Raw genomic sequence first — 20,036 nt, 5'->3', positions numbered from 1 at the left:
GTTCTCGTGCGGGCCCGGGAAAGGGCGCCAACCAGGGCCGACGCCCGTTCTGGCGGTCACGTCACGGCCCTAGAATGACCCGCATGCCGGACGCACCGCCCTTTGGACAATTGATCACCGCGATGGTCACCCCGTTCGCGAAGGACGGCTCGCTCGACCCCGACGGAGCCGCGGAACTGGCCCGGCACCTGGTGGACGACCTCGACCACGACGCGCTCGTGATCAGCGGGACCACCGGCGAGGCGCCGACCACGACCGCCGAGGAGAAGGTCACCCTGCTCCGTGCCGTCGTCGAGGCGGTCGGCGACCGGGCCAAGGTGATCGCCGGCGTCGGGTCCTACGACACCCGGCACACGATCGAGACGGCGCACGAGGCGGAAGCCGCCGGCGCGACCGGGATCCTGGTCGTCACGCCCTATTACTCCAAGCCGCCGCAGGAAGGCGTGCTGCAGCACTTCCGTACGGTCGCCGACGCCACCGGCCTGCCGATCATCGTGTACGACATCCCGCACCGCACCGGGACCCCGATCGCGACCGAGACCATGATCGCCTTGGCCGAGCACCCGCGGATCGTCGCGGTCAAGGATGCCAAGAGCGATCCGGTCGCCTCGGCCACCGTGCTCAGCCGGACCGACCTGGCCTACTACTCGGGCGACGACGCGCTGACCCTGCCGCTGCTGGCGGTCGGCGCGGTCGGTGTGGTCGGCACCTCGACCCATTTCACCGGGCGCGGGATGAAGCAACTGATCCAGGCCTTCGCCAAGGGCGACACCGCCGAGGCGCTCCGGTTGCACCGGGAGTTGCTGCCCGTATTCACCGGCGTCTTCGCCGCGCAGGGCTGCACGATGGTCAAGGCTGGTCTGGAGTTGCAGGGCCGCGGCGTGGGCGGGCTGCGGCTGCCCCAGGTGCCGGCCACCGAAGTGCAGCGTGAGGTCTTCGCCGGTCAGCTCCGGGCCGTCGGCCTGCTCGACTGAGCCGGGCGGGCCGCACTGTCGGTGGCGCCGGGTTGAATGAACCCGTGCCGGTCGCCGAGCTTGATCAGGAAGCCTGTCGTCGCGCCGCGGTCAGCCGCGACGCGCGGTTCGACGGCGTCGTCTTCCTGGCCGACCGGGCGGCCCGGATCTACTGCCGCCCTTCCTGCACCCTGCAGCGCGGCGACCCGACCTGCTATCCCTCGGCGGCGGCGGCCCAGCGGGACGGCCACCGGGCCTGCCCGCGGTGCCGTCCGGATGCGGTGCCGGGTTCGCCGGAATGGGACGTCTCGGCCGATCCGGTCGGCCGGGCGATGCGGCTGATCGCGGACGGCGTGGTGGAGCGGGAGGGTGTGGCCGGCCTGGCCGTCCGGACCGGCTCCAGTCCCGGCGCGCTGAACCGGCTGATGACCGAGCGGCTCGGCGCCGGTCCGCTGGCACTGGCCCGGAACCGGCGGGCGCACACGGCTCGGGTGCTGATCGAGCAGACCCAGCTGCCGTTCGCGGAGGCGGCGTTCGCGGCCGGCTTCACCGGCGTGCGGCCGTTCACCGACACCATCCGCGCGGTGTACGGCAGCACGCCGCGCGAACTCCGGGCGTCCGCGAAAACGTGCCCTGAGCTTGTCGAAGGGCAAGGCCCGGTCCGGCCTGGCACTTCGACAGGATCGGTGCGCGTTCGCGACCGGATCGTGCTCGACCTCCCGGTGCGGCAGCCGTTCGACGGAACGCGACTGCTCCGCTACTTGGCCGACCGCGCGATCGGCCGGGCCGAGCGGGTCGACGACACGGGCTATCGCCGGACGCTCTCGCTGCCGGGCGGCCCGGCGGTCGTCCGGCTGTCGCCGTCGGCTGCCCTGGTCCGGGCCGAGTTCGCGCTGACCGACCTACGCGACCTGGCCGCCGCCGTCGAGCGGTGCCGCCGGCTGCTCGACCTGGACGCCGACCCGATCCTGATCGACGAGACGCTGGCCGCGACCCCGGTGTTCGCCCCGCTGGTGCGGCGGCGGCCCGGCTTGCGGGTGCCCGGCCACGTCGACGGATTCGAGGTCGCGGTCCGGGCGATCGTCGGCCAGCAGGTCTCGGTGGCCGGCGCCCGGACGGTGCTGGGCCGGATCGCCGCCCGGTACGGCAGCCCGCTGCCGGACTGCCTGCGGGATCCGGAGGCCGGGCTCGACCTCGTCTTCCCGACCCCGGAGCAGCTGGCCGAAGCGGACCCGGAGGACCTGCCGATGCCGCGCAGCCGGGGCCGGGCGCTGGTCGGGCTGGCCGAGGCGGTCGCCGCGGGACGGGTCCCGCTCGACTACGGCACGGACCGGGCCGACGTGCGGCGGGCGCTGCTCGCGCTACCCGGGATCGGTCCGTGGACCGCCGACTACATCGCGATGCGGGCCCTCGGCGACCCGGACATCTGGCTCGGCGGCGACCTCGGCGTCAAGCATGCTCTGACCGCGCTCGGCGTCGACCCGCACACCGCCGAGCTCGACCGGTGTCGCCCCTGGCGTTCGTACGCGGTGATGCAGTTGTGGAGCGAGCTGTGACCGCCGGGTCAGCCGAGCGTCTCCGCGAAGCAGAGCAGATTGCCGTCCGGTCCCTCGACGATGAAGTCGCTGACTCCCCAGGGCTGCGGCCGCAGCGGCTGGAGGATCGGCACGCCCGCCTGCTGGTACTCCAGGTAGAGGTCCTTGACCCCGGCCACCGGCAGGTTGGCCGACAGCAGGCTGTCCCGGCGGGCGAGCTCCGGGTCGATCACCGGGGCGTCGGTGAAGCGGAGGTTCAGCCGGGCCGCGCCGCGGCGGACCAGCGCATAGAAGACGGGCTCGCCGTACAGGTAGCCGACGACGAAGCCGAGCCGCTCGGTGAAGAATGCGCAGGCGGCCGGGACGTCGCGGACGAACAGTTGCGGGAAGGCACCGTCGAACCTCGGGTTCGAGGAATCGCGGTCGGTGGTCTCGATGGTCATGGCACTCCATTCGGACACGAGCGCCGCCCAGCTGTCGAAACCCTGTTCGCGGGCCAGCAGGTCCTGCGCCTGGGCGAGCCCGAACGGCCGGGCGAGGATCTCGGGATCGCTCCACCCGGCGTACGTCGGGAGGCTCGCCCGGATCCGCTGGGCCACCGGGTAGTAACCCTCCCGGTGCCAACGCCGAAGCTGCTTGGCCTGCTTCCTGAGGTTCTCGAGATTGGTCATCTGTGGGCGCTCTCAACGGTGACTGAGCTGAATGGGTGGGCATCGCCCCTCCGGCCGACCGGCCGCCACGTCCCACAACGACTCGTCGAGTGTCGCAAGCTCGCGTCCGGCGCGTCAAGATCGCCGGCGCCGCCGCGGGCCCGGCAGGAAGGAGATCCATGACGACCCCCGAACCTCCCCGTGCCCTGGTGATCGACTCGCCGGTCGGGCCGCTGCGGCTGGAAGCCGATCACGGCGCCCTGACCGGGATCCGGTTCGACGCCGAGATCCCACCGCCGACGGACCGGCCCGCGCCGGACTCCGATCCCGTGCTGGCCGCCGCCGCGGCACAGCTGGCCGAGTACTTCGAGGGCCGGCGGACTGACTTCGAGCTGCCGCTGCGGCCGTCCGGGTCGCCGTTCCAGCTCCAGGTGTGGGCCGAACTGTGCCGGATCGGGTACGGCGAGACGATCAGCTACGGCGAGCTGGCGCTGCGGATCGGCCGCACCCCGGCGGCCAGTCGGGCGGTCGGCCTGGCCAACGGTGCGAACCCGATCCCGGTGGTCGTCCCTTGTCACCGGGTGATCGGCGGCAACGGCACGTTGGTCGGCTACGGTGGCGGGCTGGACCGCAAGAAGGTCCTGTTACGACTCGAGGCCGAGCATGCGGTGACTGCTCAGGATCGACTACTCTGAGGCACCGAACGGGTCGTACGGCTATGGGCACCATCACACGCCGGCGGCGCCGATTGACAGGGAACGCTTAGCAGATTGCCAGGTTGGGCCGCAACAATGACGCCCATGAGCAGCACGGTGCGTGAGCCGGAGCAACGGACGAGGACGGGGGAGGACGGCATGCAGAACTGGCCGGCCCCCGACCCCAAGGACTGGCAGCCGCCGGCCGAACCGGAGTGGCAACCGCCCAGCTGGGAGCAGGTGGTCCGCGATCACAGCGCCCGGGTCTATCGGCTGGCGTACCGGCTGACCGGGAACCCGCACGACGCCGAGGATCTCACCCAGGACGTGTTCGTCCGGGTGTTCCGCTCGCTGCACCGGTTCCAGCCCGGCACCTTCGAGGGCTGGCTGCACCGGATCACCACCAACCTCTTCCTCGACGCCGCCCGGCGGAAGCAGAAGATCCGCTTCGACGGGATGCCGGACGGTTCGGCGGAGCGGCTGCAGAGCAGTCTGCCCAGCCCGTCGGAGCAGCTCGCCGACGCGGACATGGAGCACGACGTCGCCGCCGCGCTGGCCGCGCTGCCGCCCGAGTTCCGGGCCGCCGTAGTGCTCTGCGACATCGAGGGCATGAGCTACGAGGAGATCGCCAGTGTCCTCGACGTGAAGATCGGTACGGTCCGCAGCCGCATCCACCGCGGCCGGGCCCAGCTGCGGGAGGCTCTGGCCCACCGCCGGCCGACCGCCGATCGGGAACGTTATCTCGGCGTACCCGTTGAGGGAGATGAGGTAGCAGTCACCGAGCCGGCCGAACCGCGACGGCGCGGGCTGCGGAGCTTGCTCGGCGCGAGGACGGCGTGAAGAGGACCACTTGTCACGATTTGGCCGAACTCCGATCCGCATATGTGGACGGGGCGCTGCAGCGCGCCGATGAGGATCGGGTGGTCAAGCACCTGAGCCGGTGCGCTGACTGCCGCGAGGACGTCGAAGGGCTGTTCCGGCTGCGGCAACTGCTGACCCAGGGTGCCCCCGCCGGCCCGGCCGCACCCGGCACGCTGTCCGACCGGCTGGTCTCGATCGCCGGGCCGCGGGCCCGCCGGCCGCTGTCGTCCCGGCCGTTCGAGCAGAGTACCTGGGCCGACCTGCCCCGAGAACGGCACGCCCCGCTGCGCCGGACCGCCGCGGTGCTGGCCCTGGTGGCGCTGCTGACCGCGACCGTCGGCGGCATCGGGTACGCGGCGGCGCCGACCGACCAGGCCCCGTTGCTGTCCGATCCCGCCCCCCAGGTCCGTACCGAATTCGGGGCCGCCTTGGCCCAACTGCCGACTGCGAGCACGCTGGTCGGTGCCGCCGCCCTGGTCGACCAGGCGGCCCTCTCGGCCCCCGATGCCGAACTCGACGCGCCCGCCCCGGCGAACGGTCCCGAACTCTCGCTGGTGGCCGCGACCAACTGGCTGCGGCGCGCCTTCGAGGCGGCGATCACGGTCGGCTACACCGGCAACCAGCGGATGGTCTCCGGGCTCGGCGACGACCGGACCGCCGGATCGATGGCGGTGTCCTTCATCCCAGGCCGGGGCAGCAACGTCGTGGTCCGAGGTCCGGACGGCGACGAGCTCGCGGACGGGTTCCTGGCGGCGCCGCCGCGCACCCCGGTCGGCGACGGCGACATCTTCCGGATGATCACCGCCGGCTACCGGCTGACCGGGGCCACCCAGGCCAAGGTGGTCGGTCGCTCGGCGGTCATGGTCGACGCGATCAGCTACGCGACCGGGCGGCTCGCGGCCCGCTGGTGGATCGACGAGCAGACCGGCCTGGTGCTCTGGCAGCAGCGGTTCGACAACGACGGAGCGGTACGGCTCTCGACCGGATTCACCTCGGTCGCCGTGAACAACGGCCACAGCTCCGAGGCCGCGTCCGCACCGCTCAACCTGCCCGACGACGCCACCACGCTCACCCTGTCCAGCGCACCGGTGATGTCCGAGCGAGGCTGGTCCTGTCATGATCAACTGGCCGGGCTGTCCCTGGTCCGGCTGCGCAGCGAGGGCAGCGACCAGCCGGACTCGCTGCACATGACCTACAGCGACGGCCTGACCACCGTCGCCGTGTACGAGGCGCACGGCCGGCTCACCGGCCCGCCCGCCGGCTCCGCCTGGGACGACGAGGTCGGCGCCTACGTACGGAGCGGGACCGCGCTGGTCGCGACCTGGCAGTCCGGCGACAAGGTCTTCACCGTGATCACCGACGGCGACCGGTCCGCCCTCGCCGACGTGGCCGACCAACTGCCTCACGAAACGACTCCTGAGCCAACTACGATGGGCCGCGTCCAAGCGGGCCTGACCCGCATCGTCAACGACCTGGTCGGGTAGGCGGAACATGGCAGGAGACGACCGCCCCGAGCGGGGCAGTCGGGACGACGACTTCCACTACTACGGACCTTTCGGCACGCCCGAAGATGCCGGTCCGTCCCCGGCCTCGGCCGGTGCGCCCGGCCAGGGTGGACCCGGCGATCAGGGAGCGGGGGGTCACGGTCGCGGCGGTGAGGGACCAGGTGGCGGACAGGCTCCGGGCGGTCCGGCCGGCGGAGCGCCAGGTCCCGGGCAGAGCCCCGGAAGTGCCCAGAACTTCGCGGGTACGCAAGCGCCCGGCGGCGCGCAGAGTCCTGGCGGGTCGCAGAATCTCGGCGACGCGCAGAATCCCGGTGGCACGCACAGCCCCGGTGGCTCGCAGTATCCCGGGGACGCGCGGCATCTCGGTAGTCCACAGGACTTCGGTGGTGGCCAGAGCTCCGGTGCTGGGCAGGGCTTCGGCGGCCAGCAGGGCCCAGGTGGCCAGCAGGGCTTCGGTGGCCAGCAGAATCCCGGCGGCCCGCGGAACCTCGGCAGCCCGCAGGACCCTGGTGGTGCGCGGACTTCCGGGAGCGCCCAGGACTTCGGTGGCGGGCAGAACCGCGGCGACACCGGGAACTTCGGCAGCGCGCAGAGCACCGGTGGCGGACAGGGCTTCGCCGGCTCCCAGAACCTCGGCGGCGCGCCGAACCTCGGTGGACCGTCGGAGCCACGCGGCGCGTCCGGCTTCGGGCCGCAGGGCCAGGCCGGCGGGCCGGGCTTCGGCGGCTCCGGGCCGCACCCGAGGCAAGGCCCGAACCAGAATCCCGCAGGCCATCCTCCGCACGGCACGTCGTCGCCGGGATCCGGGCCGCACCCCTTCGCGGCCCCCGGCCCGACCGGGTTTCCGGCCGGACCGCCACCCGGGCCGCGACGGTCCCAGGACTACCAGCGGTCCCAGGACTACCAGCAGACCGAGCCGATCCCAGGCGTCGGTCCCGGCTATCGGTCCGCAGAACCCACCCAGCTCTTCCCGGCGCCCGGCAACGTGCCGCCCCTGCAGCCGGGCCCGGTCTTCCCTCCGCCTCAGGGTCAGCCAGGGCGGCAGCGCCGGCGGGGCGCCGGCATCGGCGTACTCCTGCTGGCGGTGATCATCGCGGCCGTGGTCGGTGGCCTGGCCGGCTACGGCGGCGGGCTGCTCGTACCCCGGACCGGAACCGGAACCGGCACCCAGGCGACGCCGGCCGGCGGGCCGCCGCCCACGACCCGGGAGCCGTTGCCGCCCGCGCCGCCGGAGGCGAACACGGTCGAGATCGCGAAGCGGGTGCTGCCCAGCACCGTCATGATCAGGGTCGGCAGCACCGGCGGGTCCGGGTTCATCCTGGACAACGAGGGCCGGATCATGACCAACAACCACGTCGTGGAGAAGGCGGCCAACGGCGGCCGGATCACCGTGGTCTACAACGACGGGTCCCGGGCCACGGCACGCATCCTCGGCCGCAGCCCCACCTACGACCTCGCAGTGATCCAGGTGCCGACCTCGGACAAGCTGGTGCCGATGGAGATCGGCGACTCCGACGCGGTCAAGGTCGGCGAGGTCGCGGTCGCGATCGGTTCGCCGCTCGGCCTGGCCAACACGGTGACCCAGGGCATCATCAGCTCCAAGGACCGGCCGGTGGTCGTCGGCGACGACTCCGACCCGGGCGCCAACACGGCCTACATCAACGCGCTGCAGACCGACGCCCCGATCAACCCGGGCAACTCCGGCGGGCCGCTGGTGGACGCCGGCGGCCGGGTGATCGGCGTCAACTCGGCGATCCTGACGATCGGCTCCAGCCAGGGCCAGGCCGGCAGCATCGGCCTCGGCTTCGCCATCCCGATCAACCAGGCGATGGACATCGGCGAGATGTTGATCAAGGACGGCAAGGCGACCTACCCGGTGATCGGGGCCAACGTCAGTGACGCGCCGGACGGCAACGGCGTCGAGCTGTCCGGCGTCGAGAGCGGCGGTCCCGCCGACGAGGCCGGCCTGGCCGACGGTGACGTCGTCACGAGCATCGACGGCAAGCCGGTGACCGGGTTGGAGCAGCTGATCGTCGCGATCCGTACCCATCGGCCGGGCGATCAGATCGTGCTGGCGTACGAACGCGGCGGCAAGAAGGCGGAGGCCACGGTTACGCTCGGCGCCCGCGAGGGTTAGTACTGCGTCGCGCCTAAGTCTGCACGTCTGGCGGCGCCCGGGCACGCACATCGCTGCGTTCTCCTCAGTCGCGTTGCGACCCGGCAGCGACGCCCTCCCTCGTCGGCCTGGCGCTGCACGCACCCGGACACCGCCAGACGCACAGCCTTAGGCGCGACGCAGTACTAGACCTTCTGGACCGGCCTCCAGGATTCGCCGAGCCCGGGTAGGATTCGCTTGTGTTCTTCGACATCGGGCCCACGGAGCTGTTGGCGCTGGCCGTCGTCGCCGTGATCATCTTCGGACCGGAGCGGCTGCCCCAGTTCGCGCGCAAGGCCGCCAACCTGGTGCGCTATGTCCGGACCATGGCCGGGAACGCGCAGAGTCAGTTGAAGAAGGAGCTCGGTCCGGGCTTCGAGGACGTCGACTTCCGCGACCTGAACCCCAAGGCGTTCATCAAGAAACACCTGCTGGACGACGTCGAGCCGATCGTCGCCGACGTGAAGGCCGACTTCGCCGTCGGCACCGAGGCCGGCAAGGGCCTCGCCAAGGACCTCACCGACACGGTCAACAGCGCCAAGTCGGCGGATGGCAGCCACGTGAACGGGAGCGGCGCGATGGCGGCCGCCGTCCCGGCGCGCGTCCTGACCCCGTTCGATCCCGACGCCACCTGAGCTCTCCGGCCGGAACAGCCCCGGCCGGCCCCGCAGCCCGTACGCCCCAGACGTACCACTACCCCACATTTCCTGTCGCTTTCCACGAGAAGTATCTGTGGGGAAGCGACAGTTTTTCACGTAACGTGAAAAACCGACAGGCCCGGAGCAAGCGGGGTCAGCGGCCGGCCGGGGCCAGCCCGAGTTGCTTTCCGGCGAGTCCGCGGCCGCGGCCGGCCAGGTGGTCGGCCAGGCCGGCCAGTGCGATGGCCGCCGGCTGGTTCGGCTCGGCGGCGACGATCGGCGTACCCACGTCGCCGCCCTCGCGCAGCTTCGGATCCAACGGCACCTGGGCCAACAGCGGCACCGGGTAGCCGAGCCGCTGGGCGAGCGTCTCCGACACGTCCTTGCCGCCGCCCTCGCCGAAGATGTGGTGCTTCTCCTCGGTGCCGGGCACCAGGTAGTACGACATGTTCTCCACCACGCCGATCACCCGCTGGTTCATCATCGACGCCATCGTGCCGGCCCGCTCCGCGACCTCGGCCGCCGCCTGCTGCGGGGTGGTGATCACCAGCACCTCGGCGTTCGGCAGCTTCTGGCCGAGCGAGATCGCGACGTCGCCGGTGCCCGGCGGCAGGTCGATCAGCAGGTAGTCGAGGTCGCCCCAGTAGACGTCGGCGAGCATCTGGGTCAGCGCCCGGTCCAGGATCGGCCCGCGCCAGGCGACCACCTGGTCCCGCCGCGGCTTCAGCATGCCGATCGAGATCACCTTCAGGCCCTGCGCCGGTACCGGCATGATCATGTCCTCGACCGAGGTCGGCTTGGCGTCGGCGACGCCGAGCATGGCCGGGATCGAGTGGCCGTAGATGTCGGCGTCCAGGACGCCGACGGTGCGGCCCTTCGCGGCCAGGGCGAGGGCCAGGTTCACGGTGACCGACGACTTGCCGACGCCGCCCTTGCCGGAGGCGACCGCGATCACCTGGGTCAGTGAGTCCGCCCGGGCGAACGGGATGTCTCGTTGGGCCTGGCCGCCGGTCAGCTGGTCCCGCAGGGCAGCCCGCTGCTCGTCCGACATGACGCCGAGCACGACCTCGACCGAGCTGACGCCGGCGACCGCGGACACGGCGGCCGTCACGTCGCGCCGCAGGGTGTCCTTGAGCGGGCAGCCGGCGACGGTGAGCAGCACCTCGACCCGGACCGCGCCGGCATCGTCCACGTCGACCGAGTGAACCATCCCGAGTTCGGTGATCGGGCGGCGGATCTCGGGGTCGTTCACCCCGGCCAGGGCCTGCCGGATGGGCGATTCGAGCGGATGGTCGGTCGTACGGTCGGACATGCCGCCCAGCCTAGACGGGCGGGCGCGGCGAGCCCGCCCCGCAGCCGCTGCCGAGACTGTGGGATGGCCGACACCGGACGGTCGGCGATCATTCACCTCCCGGGGCTGGTGCACATTGCTTCCCAGCGTGCAGACTTCGCATGTCAATTCTTGACTCGGGGGAGGTGGCTCGTGCCGACACGTGTTCGGGGCCGAGTGCTGCTGGTCGTTCTCGCCGTTCTGGCGCCGTTGCTGCTGGCCGGGCCGCCGCGGGCGGTGGCCGAGGAACCGGCGGTGGCCGCCCAGGAAGGGGCGATCGAGGTCTACCAGCGGTCCCGGCCGGTCGCTCCCGGGGTCACCGCCGAACAGGTCGAGACCCTGGACGCCCGCGGCTGGCAGCAGGGCAACGCGCTGACCATCGACCTCAGTCAGGGCGCCCGGATCGGCTACCTGGGCACCGGCGCGCTGACCGAGCCGGCGCCGATCACCGAGCAGGCCGACGCGGCCGGTGCGGTGGCCGCGGTCAACGGCGACTTCTTCGACATCAACAACTCCGGCGCCCCGATGGGACCGGCGGTCGCCGACGGCGAGTTGATCAAGTCGGCCTCGTCGGATCCGTATCGGGCGGTCGGCTTCGATGCCGACGGGGTCGGCCGGGTGCTCGAGGTGTTGTTCGAGGGTACGGCGACGCTGCCGACCGGACCGGTCGCGCTGGACCGGCTGAACAGCCCGCTGCTCGGCAAGGACGGGGTGCAGGCGTTCACCTCGCTCTGGGGTGGCTACCCGCGCAGTCGCGCCGTCCAGGGCGTCGCCGACGTGGTCGAGGTGATGATCAAGAACGGCGTCGTGACGTCCGTCGATGATCAAGCCGGATCGGGCGAGATCCCTGCGGACACGACGATTCTGCTGGGTCGGGAGGCCGGTGCCGACGCGCTGCGCGCGCTGCGCCCGGGGGACCGGGTCGACGTCTCGTACCGGCCGAAGCCGTCGGACGGCAAGCCGGTGCACACCGCGGTCGGCGTCCACGAACTCGTGGTGCAGGACGGCACGGCACGGCCGGTCGACGACAGGACCTACGCCGGACGGACCGGGATCGGCTTCTCCCGGGACGGCACCAAGATCATCATCGTCAGCGTCGACAGTGACCGGCAGACCCACAGCCGCGGTGCCACGCTGGCCGAACTGGGCCGGCTGCTGGCCGCCCGCGGCGCCTGGGTCGGCGTGGAACTGGACGGCGGCGGCTCCACCACGCTGGTCAGCCGGCTGCCCGGCGAGGACCAGGTGCAGGTCGACAACACGCCGGGCGACGGCTACCTTCGCCCAGTGCCGAACGGACTCGCCGTGCTCGGCCCGAAGGGGAGCGGGAAGCCGGCCGGGCTCTGGCTCGACACCGCCGCCGACCGCCGGACCGCGGCGAGCGACAGCCCGGTGCGCGGGAAGGCACGGCCGGACCGGGTGTTCGCTCGCCTGTCCCGGACCCTGACGGCCACCCCGCACGACGAGACGTACGGCCCGGCGAAGGCGACCGCCCCGATCCGCTGGTCCGCCACTCGCGGCAAGGTGGCCGACGGCAGGTTCCGCGCCACCGAACCCGGTCCGGCCACGATCACCGCGAGCTCCGGCGAGGCGCAGGGCACCCTCGAGCTGGAGGTGCTGGGCCCGGTGGCCCGGCTGGCCGCCACCGCCGAGACGGTCAACGTGCCGACCGCGGACGACACCGCGACCTTCGGCATCCTCGGCTACGACCAGTTCGGGACCTCGGCCCCGATCGACCCGGCCGACCTCGAGCTCGACTACGACGAGACGCTGTACGAGATCGAACCGACCTCAGACGGCCGGTTCCGGGTCACGCCGAAGCAGGAGTCCGGGGCCGGCCTGGTGACGGCCCGGACCGGCGAGCTGACGGCGACCCTCGGGATCTCGGTCGGCGTCGAGAAGCGGCTGCTGGCGACCTTCGATGACGCCGACCAGTGGACCGTCGGCACCGCCCGGGCGACGGCGTCGGTGAGCCAGGTGCCGGACGGCGAGGACGGGGCCGCGCTCAAGCTCTCGTACGACTTCAGCCAGTCCACCCTGACCCGCAACGCCTACGCGATCCCGCCGCAGCGGCTCGGCGTGGCGGGGCAGGCTAGGTCGTTCGGGGTGTCGCTGTACGGGCACGGGAAGGGCGAGTGGACCGCCTTCGGCCTGTACGATGCCACGGGCAAGTTCACCGCCGTCTACGGCCCGTACGTCGACTGGACCGGCTGGAAGAATGTCGAGCTGGCGGTGCCGGCGGGGCTGCCGCAGCCGGTGACGATCGGGCGGATCTACACGCTGGAGACGAAGGCGTCCGCGCAGTACCAGGGCGAGGTCTTGATCGACAACCTCTACGTCAACGCGGCACCGGCCGTCGACGTACCGCCGCCGGCCGCGGTCCGGGCGCCGATCATCCAGACCCAGACCGCCGTCGACGGCCGCAGCTGGCGGTTCGCGGTGCTGTCCGACGCCCAGTTCGTCGCCCGGGACCCGGACTCGCCGCTGGTCCGGGCGGCCCGCCGGACGCTCCGCGAGATCAAGGCCGCGAAGCCCGACTTCTTCGTCATTGCCGGCGACCTCGTCGACGAGGCGACCGAGGCGGATTTCCAACTGGCCAAGCGCATCCTGGACGAGGAGATCGGCGACTCGGTGCCGTACCACTACGTGCCGGGCAACCACGAGATCATGGGTTCGGCGATCACGAACTTCGAGAAGTACTTCGGCGCCCCGCACCGGACGTTTGATCATGAAGGCACCCGGTTCGTCACGCTGAACTCGTCGGTTGGCACCCTGCGCGGCGGCGGTTTCGATCAACTCGCGATGCTGCGGACCGCACTGGACGGCGCGGCCCAGGATCGGTCGATCAGCTCGGTCGTGATCATCGAGCACCATCCGCCGCGGGATCCGACGCCGGCCAAGAACAGCCAGCTCGCCGACCGGCATGAGGCGGCGCTGCTGGAGACCTGGCTGGCCGGCTTCCAACGCTCCACCGGCAAGGGCGCGGCCTTCATCGGCGGCCACGTCGGCACCTTCCATGCGGCACTGGTCGACAACGTCCCGTACCTGATCAACGGCAACTCCGGCAAGGCGCCCGCGACGTCGCCCGGCGCGGGTGGCTTCACCGGCTGGTCCCTGTACGGGGTCGATCCGGTGTCCCGTACGGACCAGGCCCGGGCCCGCCGGTTCCCGTACCTCGGCGGACCGGACTGGCTGTCGGCCCAGTTCCGCCCGCACGTCGACGAGCTGACCCTGACCGCGCCGGCCACCCTGGCCGTCGGGACGACCGGCACGGCGAAAGCCGAACTGGTGCAGGGATCGCGGACGGTGCCGGTGAGCTATCCGGTCAGTGCGGACTGGCAGGCCTCGGCCAACCTGCGCTTCGACCCGGCGACCGGAGAGCTCACCACGCTCGCGGCGGGCTCAGGGACGCTGTCGGTCACCGTGAACGGCACCACCGAGACCGTGACGATCAAGATCAGCGGTTAGCCGAGGAGGAGGCGGCGCGTTCCTCGTCCAGTTCGGCGAGGATCGCCCGCAGTTCGGTGCGCAGTTCGGAGCGTACGTAGTCGCGGGTGGCCAACTCGCCGACCGACATCCGCAGCGAGGCGATCTCGCGGGCCAGGAAGTCCATGTCGGCGCGGTTCTGGGCACCCTGGGCGCGGTCCTGCTCCAGCCCGACCCGGTCCCTGGCCTCCTGCCGGTTCTGCGCGAGCAAGATCAACGGCGCCGCGTACGAAGCCTGCAGCGAGAGCATCAGGGTGAGGAAGATGAACGGGTACTCGTCGATCCGCGGCCGGGGCGGACCCATCGGAGCGTTCCACAGCACCCAGGCGATGATCAACAACGTCATCCAGGCCAGGAATCCGGCCGTGCCCATGAACCGGGCGAAGCCCTCGGCGAACTGGCCGAATGCGTCCCGATCCCAACTAGGGCGGGGAATCCGGACTCGGGAACTGCGGCCGGGCGTGTTCAGGCGGTCCCGGTCACCGGCGGCGCGGCTCCGGCTGGACGGTCGATCACTGCTGGTCACGGGTCACCGCCTGAGAGGAGAGCTGGTCCAACTGGGTGCCCCGCCAGTCGGCCGGCAGGACATGATCAAGAACGTCGTCCACGGTCACCGCGCCGACCAGGCGATGATCATCGTCGACCACCGGAGCGCTGACCAGGTCGTAGGTGGCGAAGTAGCGGCTGACGCCGTGCAGGTTCGCCTCGGGGGACAGCGGCTCCAGCTCGGTGTCGATCAAGGCCGAGGCCAGCGTCGACGGAGGCTCCCGGAGCAGCCGCTGGATGTGCACGCCACCGACGAACTTCCCGGTCGGGGTCTCCAGCGGGCTGCGGCAGACGTACACCATGCTGGCCAGCGACGGACTCAGCTCGGGCTCGCGGACCAACGCCAGCGCGTCGGCCACGGTCGCGTCGGACGACACGATCACCGGCTCGGTCGTCATCATGCCGCCGGCGGTGAACTCGGCGTAGCTGAGCAGCCGGCGGACGTCCTCGGCCTCCTCTGGCTCCATCCGCTGCAGCAGGATCTCGGCCACCTCGGGGGACAGGTCGGCGATCAGGTCGGCCGCGTCGTCGGGCTCCATCTCGGCCAGCACGTCGGCGGCGCGGTCCACCTCCAGCGCCTGGATCAGCCGGACCTGTTCGTCCTCCGGCAGCTCCTCCAGCGCGTCCGCCAGTTTCTGATCATCGAGCGCCGCGGCGACTTCGGCGCGCCGCTCCGGCTGCAGCTCGTGCAGTTCCCGGGCGATGTCGGCGGCCTTCATGTCCTCCATCTGGGCCAGCAGCCGCTCGGTTCCCTGCTGGTGGTCGACACCAAGATCACTGATGATCGACCAGTCGACGATGGTGACGTGGCCGCGGCGGCCGAACCGGCGCGGCTTCCCCTCCCGCAGCGCCACCTGGGACAGTTCCCACTCCAGCGTCCGCACCGCGTGCATCGCGACATCGAAGATGGTGGCCGGCGTCGTGCTGTCGGTCCGGGTGATCCGCAGGTCGAACAGGTCGTCGATCACCAGCATCTCGGACTCGCGGCGTTCGAAGCGCCGCGGGTTCACCGCGCCGGAGATGACCACCTGGGCCGCGTCGATGCCGCGCACCCCGGCCATCGGCAGGAAGATCCGATGTTTGGCGAAGAGTTCCACGATGAGTCCCTTGACCCGGGGCGCCCGGCCGGCGGATCGTCGCTGCACGACGACGTCGCGCACCTTGCCGATCTGGTCCCCCGACCCGTCGAGCACCGGCAGGCCGCGAATCCGCGAGATGAAGATCGAATTCGAGGTCCCGTTCACGTGCTGAGAGTAACGCTGCGACCTTGCCGGACGGCATCCCGTCGCGCCGCGCGGCGGACACAGCCAACACACAGCCCGCCAGAGTAGATTGGGGCTTCGATGGGTACAGGAGGAATCATGGCGTTCTCGCAGTCGCAGGGTGTCAGTTCGGTCTTCGAGCTCGAGTTCCCGCAGTCGGTCGGGATCTACAGCAGTTACGCCGACGCCCAGAAGGCGGTCGACTTCCTGTCCGACAAGAAGTTCGAGGTGCAGAATCTCGCGATCGTCGGCACCGAGTTGAAGTCGGTGGAACGGGTGCTCGGCCGCAAGACCTGGCGCACCGTGCTGCTCAACGGGTTGCAGTCGGGCGTGTCGACCGGCCTGCTGGTCGGTCTACTGATGTTGATCTTCCTCCCGGTCCCGAACATCCTGGTGCTGTTCCTGGTCGCCCTCGCGATCGGCATCGCGATCAGCATCGTCTTCCAGGCCATCGGCTACGCCCTCTCCCAGGGCAAGCGCGACTTCACCTCCGTGACGCAGACCATCGCCACGAAGTACGAGGTGCTCTGCGAGCACAAGGTCGCCGCCAAAGCCCGCGAACTCCTGCTCCAAATGCCGGGTGCCCGAGCCTCCGCCTTCGAATAACGGATACCTTGGACGTCCGGGCGGGACGTCTGTGATATTCTGACAGTGGTTCGGAAGGATGGTGAGCGATGACCGCCATGAAGACTCCCATCGAGATCGACCAGGACGCTCTGGCAACAGCGGCAGAAGTCCTGGGCACCAAGACGAAGAAGGACACCGTGAATGCCGCCCTCCGCGAGGTCGGTCAACGGCTGGTGCGACTGCGGGCACTGTCCGACCTTGGCGAGATGGCCGACCGAGGTGACTTCGACGAGTTCCTCGGTGACAAAGCGGCCTATCGCACGTGATCCCCGCCCTGTACCTGATCGACACCTCGGGCTTGTTCCGCATCCTGCAGGCCAAGCTGCGGCAAGCCTGGTCAGACCAACTGGCTGCTGGAATCATCGCGACCTGCCCGGTCGTGGAGATGGAGTTCCTCTACTCCGCCCGCTCCCTGGCCGACCGCCTGGAGAAGATTCGGTTGCTGCACGAGGTGTTCGGCTGGGTGCCGATGCCGCACAACGCCTGGGAACGTGCGCAAGAGGTCCAGCAGCTCCTCACCGAGTCCGGGCAGCATCGCTCCGCCGGACCCATCGACCTGCTCATTGCCGCTACCGCCGAACGTGAACGCCTGACGATCCTGTGCGACGACAAAGACTTCAGAACCGTAGCCAAGATCACCGGCCAGCCGATCAAACTGGTCACGGACATCTGATCACGCTGCTTGCCGAGTCGCGATCGGCGAGCTCGCGGCCCTGGGTCAGGGGGCGAGGATGTCCTTCATCCAGGCTTCGACGTCGTCGGGGGTACGGGGGAGGCCGGCGGAGAGGTTCTCGTTGCCGGTCTCGGTGATCAACACGTCGTCCTCGATCCGGACGCCGATGCCGCGGAACCGTTCGGGGACCAGGAGATCCTCGGACTTGAAGTAGAGGCCGGGCTCGATGGTGATGATCATGCCCGGAGCGAGGGTGCCCTCGCGGTAGTTCTCGCGGCGGGCCTGGGCGCAGTCGTGGACGTCGATGCCGAGGTGGTGCGAGGTGCCGTGTACCATCCAGCGGCGGTGCTGGCCGCCGGTCTCCGCGTTCAGCGACTCCTCGGCGGAGACCGGGAGGATGCCCCAGTCGGCCAGCCGGCGGGCGATCACCTCGATCGCGGCGGCGTGCACGTCGGAGAACTTCGCGCCCGGCACGGCGGCCTCGAACCCGGCCTCCTGCGCCTCCAGCACGGCCAGGTAGACCTCGCGCTGAGCCTCCGAGAACGTACCGGACAGCGGAAGGGTGCGCGTGATATCCGCCGTATACAAGGAATCCAATTCGATCCCGGCGTCGATCAAGATCAAATCGCCGGACCTCAGTTCGCCGTCGTTGCGGATCCAGTGCAGCGTGCAGGCATGATCACCGGAGGCGGCGATGGTGTCGTAGCCGACGGCGTTCCCGGCGTGCCGCGCGTGCAGGCCGAAGACTCCCTCGACCCAGCGCTCGCCGCGGCCGCGCCGGATCGCCTCCGGGAAGTCCGCCACGACGGCGGCGAACGCCTCGCCGGTCCGGGCGCAGGCCTCGCGCAACTGCTCGATCTCGTACTCGTCCTTGATCAACCGCAGCTCGCTGAGCGCGGTCGCCAGCTCGGCGTCGGGGTCGACCTGATCTTCCTCCGCGGCGGCCGGATCGGCCGAGATCCCTGCCTCGGTACGGATCCGGGCCACCCGCGCGGTGACGTCGGGGTCGGCGTCGGCGACGATCCGGATCGGGGTGTCGCCGGCGTTCTTGGCCAGCTCGTCGTCGAGTTCCTCGATCGCGACGCAGCGAATCCCGCAGAGCCGGCTCAGCTCGTCCAGCGACGGGCGCTGGCCGACCCACATCTCCCCGTACCGCGCGTTGGCGTAGAACTCCTCGGCGTCGCGGGGTGCCCGCGGCTTGAAGTACAAGGTCGCGTCGTGGCCGTCGTCGGTCGGCTCCAGCACCAGCACCGCATCCGGTTCGCGGTCGGTGCCGAGGCCGGTCAGGTGGGCGAACGCCGAATGCGGCCGGTAGCGGTAGTCGGTGTCGTTGGAGCGGATCTTCAACCCGCCCGCCGGGACGACCAGCCGCTCGCCGGGGAACCGGGCGCTGATGGCGCCGCGCCGCTCCGCCGCGTACGAGGCCGCGGGCAGCGGGTCGGGCAGCTCGGTCGAGTACGGAGCCCAGTCGGTCCCGATGAACGCCTTGAAGGCCTCGGAGAACGGGGTCTGACGGTTCGGCAGGGCCGGCTGCTTCTCGCTGCTCATGAGGTCAGTCTCCATCACGGCCGTGCGCCACCCAAGCCGAGGGCCGGTCCCCGATCACGGCCGGCAGGCAGGGGGCGGCTTAGGGTAGTCGGGTGGCCGATGCGTACACCGAACTCACTCGACCTGATCTTCCCGAACGGGCTGCGGCACTCGGCTTCCGCGACGACGATCGGGCCGACCTGCTGACCGCGGCGAAGCGGGTGGCCGGCGAACCGGAGCTGCTGGCCGAGATCGACCGGCGTGCGGCGGCCCTGACCGCGGCGATCGGGGTGTTCGACCGCGACGGCGAGGACCCCTGGGCGGGGTACGACGCCGAGAGCGAGGGACCGGGCGGGGGCGGCGTGCTGCCGCTGCTCACCCTGCTCGCGACCGTCGACCGGGTGCGCGAGTTCCACGCCGCGCACGAGATCCCGGACGACGTGTCCTGGCGTTCCCTGTCCGACCTCGGCCAGCAGGTCTGGGTCCACCGGCTCACGTACGGCAGCTTCGGCCTGCACACGTACGGCTGGCTCCGGGTCGCCTGGTCGGCGGCCCTCTACTGGCTCGGCCGGCTCCAGTTCGATCTGGAACGGGACCGCGAGGACGGCGCCTGGGTGCTGTCGACGCACATCCCGCGGACCGGGCCGCTGACGCCGCAGAGCGTCGACGAGTCCTTCGCGGCCGCGGCGGCGTTCTTCGACCGGCACTTCCCGGACCAGCCGGCGGTGCGGTTCTACTGCGGCAGCTGGCTGCTCGACCCGGCACTGACCAAGGGCCTGCCGGCCGAGTCCAACATGGCCCGGTTCCAGAGCCGCTGGCGGCTCCGGGACAACCCGCGGGAGGCCGACGGCGACGCCCTGTTCTTCACCTTCGCCCGCCGCGGCGACGTCGACCTGGACACGCTGCCGCAGGACACCACCCTGCAGCGGCTGATCGTCGACCGGTTGCGGGCCGGCGAGCACTGGTACGTCTACAGCGGGACCGTCGACATCGAGGCCTACCGATGAGCACCGAGCTGTACCTGGTCCGGCACGGCGAGACCGAATGGAGCGCGAACGGCCGGCACACCTCCCGGACCGACCTGCCGCTGACGCCGCGCGGCGAGGAGCAGGCCCGGGCGCTGACCGGCCGGCTCGATCCGGCGCGGTTCGGCCTGATCCTGTCCAGCCCGCGGCAACGAGCCCGGCAGACCGCCGAGCTGGCGGGTTTCACCGGGGCCGGGGCACCGACAATCGACGACGACCTGGTCGAGTGGGACTACGGCGACTACGAGGGCCGGACCAGCGTCGAGATCCGGGAAGAGGTGCCGGGCTGGACGATCTGGGACTTCCCGTCGCCCGGCGGCGAGACGGCAAGCCAGGTCCGGGAACGCTTGGAACGGGTGATCGCGCGGGTCCGCGCCGCCGGCGTCGAGCGGGCGATCTGTTTCGGGCACGGGCATGCGCTCAGGGCGCTGACCCTGTGCTGGCTGGGCCTCGACCTCAGCCTGGGCGATCATTTTCCGTTGCACACGGGCACCCTGTCGGTGCTCGGTACGGAGAAGGAGCTGCCGGCCCTGTTGCAGTGGAACGCACCCTGAACCTGCCGAAACCCCTG

Annotated in this window: 18 protein-coding genes; 13 read left to right on the top strand and 5 right to left on the bottom strand. The window is 71.0% G+C overall.

Annotated elements, in window-relative coordinates; genetic code table 11:
* The first annotated feature begins 83 nt into the window (after window positions 1–83).
* Complete coding sequence (gene dapA, locus BKA15_RS07800; RefSeq protein WP_179749575.1) at window positions 84–974, top strand: 4-hydroxy-tetrahydrodipicolinate synthase; 891 nt, start codon at window positions 84–86, stop codon at window positions 972–974.
* 44 nt (window positions 975–1,018) lie between these two features.
* Entirely contained in the window at window positions 1,019–2,509 is a 1,491-nt protein-coding gene (locus tag BKA15_RS07795; RefSeq protein WP_179749574.1) for a DNA-3-methyladenine glycosylase 2, read from the top strand.
* 8 nt (window positions 2,510–2,517) lie between these two features.
* Here the strand turns inward: BKA15_RS07795 and BKA15_RS07790 are convergent, their stop codons facing one another.
* Window positions 2,518–3,159 (bottom strand): VOC family protein, encoded by a 642-nt coding sequence (locus BKA15_RS07790; protein WP_179749572.1) that lies wholly within the window; start codon window positions 3,157–3,159, stop codon window positions 2,518–2,520.
* A 158-nt stretch (window positions 3,160–3,317) separates the two neighbouring features.
* On the opposite strand from BKA15_RS07790, the gene BKA15_RS07785 reads away from it, so the two are divergent.
* From BKA15_RS07785 to BKA15_RS07765, 5 genes are all read left to right on the top strand, one after another.
* The gene (locus BKA15_RS07785) at window positions 3,318–3,833 is read left to right on the top strand and encodes a methylated-DNA--[protein]-cysteine S-methyltransferase (RefSeq protein WP_179749570.1); all 516 of its coding nucleotides are present in this window, start codon (window positions 3,318–3,320) and stop codon (window positions 3,831–3,833) included.
* A 159-nt stretch (window positions 3,834–3,992) separates the two neighbouring features.
* The gene (sigE, locus tag BKA15_RS07780) at window positions 3,993–4,673 is read left to right on the top strand and encodes an RNA polymerase sigma factor SigE (RefSeq protein WP_179758318.1); all 681 of its coding nucleotides are present in this window, start codon (window positions 3,993–3,995) and stop codon (window positions 4,671–4,673) included.
* The gene (locus BKA15_RS36300; protein WP_312878860.1) at window positions 4,670–6,178 is read left to right on the top strand and encodes a zf-HC2 domain-containing protein; all 1,509 of its coding nucleotides are present in this window, start codon (window positions 4,670–4,672) and stop codon (window positions 6,176–6,178) included. Before sigE ends, BKA15_RS36300 begins: the two co-directional genes overlap by 4 nt.
* Window positions 6,179–6,185: 7 nt before the next feature.
* Window positions 6,186–8,336, top strand: a complete 2,151-nt coding sequence (locus BKA15_RS07770; protein ID WP_179749567.1) for a S1C family serine protease — start codon at window positions 6,186–6,188, stop codon at window positions 8,334–8,336.
* Between the two features lie 218 nt (window positions 8,337–8,554).
* Window positions 8,555–8,989 (top strand): sec-independent translocase, encoded by a 435-nt coding sequence (locus BKA15_RS07765; protein ID WP_179749566.1) that lies wholly within the window; start codon window positions 8,555–8,557, stop codon window positions 8,987–8,989.
* A 157-nt stretch (window positions 8,990–9,146) separates the two neighbouring features.
* Here BKA15_RS07765 and BKA15_RS07760 read toward each other — a convergent pair whose 3' ends face one another.
* A complete protein-coding gene (locus BKA15_RS07760) occupies window positions 9,147–10,304 on the bottom strand; it encodes an Mrp/NBP35 family ATP-binding protein (protein WP_179749564.1) in 1,158 nt (385 codons plus the stop codon).
* A gap of 171 nt (window positions 10,305–10,475) precedes the next feature.
* Between BKA15_RS07760 and BKA15_RS07755 the strand changes: the two genes are divergently transcribed.
* Complete coding sequence (locus BKA15_RS07755) at window positions 10,476–13,787, top strand: phosphodiester glycosidase family protein (RefSeq protein ID WP_312878859.1); 3,312 nt, start codon at window positions 10,476–10,478, stop codon at window positions 13,785–13,787.
* On the opposite strand, the gene BKA15_RS07750 is transcribed toward BKA15_RS07755, so the two are convergent.
* Window positions 13,777–14,331, bottom strand: a complete 555-nt coding sequence (locus tag BKA15_RS07750; RefSeq protein ID WP_179749560.1) for a DUF1003 domain-containing protein — start codon at window positions 14,329–14,331, stop codon at window positions 13,777–13,779. The genes BKA15_RS07755 and BKA15_RS07750 overlap by 11 nt on opposite strands.
* The gene (locus BKA15_RS07745) at window positions 14,318–15,595 is read right to left on the bottom strand and encodes a magnesium transporter MgtE N-terminal domain-containing protein (RefSeq protein ID WP_312878858.1); all 1,278 of its coding nucleotides are present in this window, start codon (window positions 15,593–15,595) and stop codon (window positions 14,318–14,320) included. Before BKA15_RS07745 ends, BKA15_RS07750 begins: the two co-directional genes overlap by 14 nt.
* A gap of 117 nt (window positions 15,596–15,712) precedes the next feature.
* Here BKA15_RS07745 and BKA15_RS07740 point away from each other — a divergent pair, with 117 nt between their 5' ends.
* The 3 genes from BKA15_RS07740 to BKA15_RS07730 all read left to right on the top strand — a co-directional run bounded on the left by BKA15_RS07740 (window position 15,713) and on the right by BKA15_RS07730 (window position 16,913).
* Entirely contained in the window at window positions 15,713–16,219 is a 507-nt protein-coding gene (locus tag BKA15_RS07740; RefSeq protein ID WP_179749558.1) for a YflT domain-containing protein, read from the top strand.
* Window positions 16,220–16,287: 68 nt separating this feature from the next.
* On the top strand, window positions 16,288–16,506 hold the full coding sequence (locus tag BKA15_RS07735; protein WP_179749556.1) for a type II toxin-antitoxin system VapB family antitoxin: 219 nt from the start codon (window positions 16,288–16,290) through the stop codon (window positions 16,504–16,506).
* Window positions 16,503–16,913, top strand: a complete 411-nt coding sequence (locus BKA15_RS07730) for a PIN domain nuclease (protein ID WP_179749554.1) — start codon at window positions 16,503–16,505, stop codon at window positions 16,911–16,913. The genes BKA15_RS07735 and BKA15_RS07730 overlap by 4 nt, the downstream gene beginning before the upstream one ends.
* 45 nt (window positions 16,914–16,958) lie before the next feature.
* On the opposite strand, the gene BKA15_RS07725 is transcribed toward BKA15_RS07730, so the two are convergent.
* Window positions 16,959–18,461, bottom strand: coding sequence for an aminopeptidase P family protein (locus BKA15_RS07725; RefSeq protein WP_179749552.1), 1,503 nt, complete (start codon window positions 18,459–18,461; stop codon window positions 16,959–16,961).
* A gap of 92 nt (window positions 18,462–18,553) precedes the next feature.
* Here BKA15_RS07725 and BKA15_RS36760 point away from each other — a divergent pair, with 92 nt between their 5' ends.
* Together BKA15_RS36760 and BKA15_RS07715 are read left to right on the top strand one after the other, a co-directional pair.
* On the top strand, window positions 18,554–19,447 hold the full coding sequence (locus tag BKA15_RS36760) for an acyltransferase domain-containing protein (RefSeq protein WP_179749550.1): 894 nt from the start codon (window positions 18,554–18,556) through the stop codon (window positions 19,445–19,447).
* Entirely contained in the window at window positions 19,444–20,019 is a 576-nt protein-coding gene (locus BKA15_RS07715; RefSeq protein ID WP_179749548.1) for a histidine phosphatase family protein, read from the top strand. The genes BKA15_RS36760 and BKA15_RS07715 overlap by 4 nt, the downstream gene beginning before the upstream one ends.
* Window positions 20,020–20,036: the final 17 nt, after the last annotated feature.

It is taken from the genome of Microlunatus parietis, from assembly GCF_013407955.1.
Classification (GTDB): domain Bacteria; phylum Actinomycetota; class Actinomycetes; order Propionibacteriales; family Propionibacteriaceae; genus Microlunatus; species Microlunatus parietis.
The sequence above is the reverse complement of the archived record's forward strand: the minus strand, read 5'-3'. Positions and strand labels throughout refer to the sequence as shown.